General features: G+C 60.4%; 1 protein-coding gene. It reads left to right on the top strand.

Annotated elements, in window-relative coordinates:
• Positions 1 to 795 (top strand): transposase (locus tag ACW9KT_RS22295; protein ID WP_457084608.1); only part of this gene is annotated, 795 nt, incomplete at its 5' end.
• Positions 796 to 871: the final 76 nt, after the last annotated feature.

Raw genomic sequence — 871 nt, forward strand, 5'->3', positions numbered from 1 at the left:
CCCGAGGCGCGCATTTCCCTCAAGCCCGGCAAGGTACGCGCCTTGAATTACCTCTGTAGCCTGGCCGTGGATACGGCCCGCGGGGTTATCAGCCACGTGCAGGCTGATTTGGCCGATAGTCGGGACAGTGTGCACTTGCCGCAACTCGTCCAGCAACTGCAGCAGCGGTTGCTCGCCCAGGGCTTACCCCTGCTGGATCTAGTCGCCGATACGAACTACTCCAACGGGGTGAATTACGCCTTGCTCGAACAGTGGGGCATCACGCCCTGGATTCCCGTGTTCGGCAAATACAAGCCCGACATCGACGGCTTTCCCTATGATGCCGAGGTGGACTGCTTCACCTGCCCTGCGGGCAAGCAGCTCCCCTTCAAGGGCTACGAGAAGAATCTAGATGGCAGCCTGTTAAAGCTCTATCGCGCCTCCACCCGCGATTGCCGGCTCTGCCCGCGCAAAGCCACCTGCGCGCCCAAAAGCAACAAGCGCACGATCACGCATACGGCCTATGATCCGCAGTACCGCCGGGCTTTCCAGCGGCAGCAGAGCCGGCAGGGGCACCGCCTGCGCCTGGTGCGTCAGAGCACGGTGGAACCCGTGTTTGGTAGTCTGCTCCAGCACTATGGGCTACGGCGAGTCAGCACGCGGGGCCGGAGTAGTGCCCATAAAACGATGCTTCTGGCCGCTATGGCCTACAACCTAAAAAAGCTCCTAAAGTACCGGCCCCAACAGCGCCTGGGCTTAGCTGTCGCGCTGCCTAAACCCCCGCCACCTCCTGCTATTCTGTTTTTTCAGCTCTAAATCAGGGACTGCGGCGGTATAGGTCAGCTAGCAAAACACGAAGACAACGGGCGACAGAGACTTCTGCAACAGCCAC

Source organism: Hymenobacter sp. HD11105, from assembly GCF_054051685.1.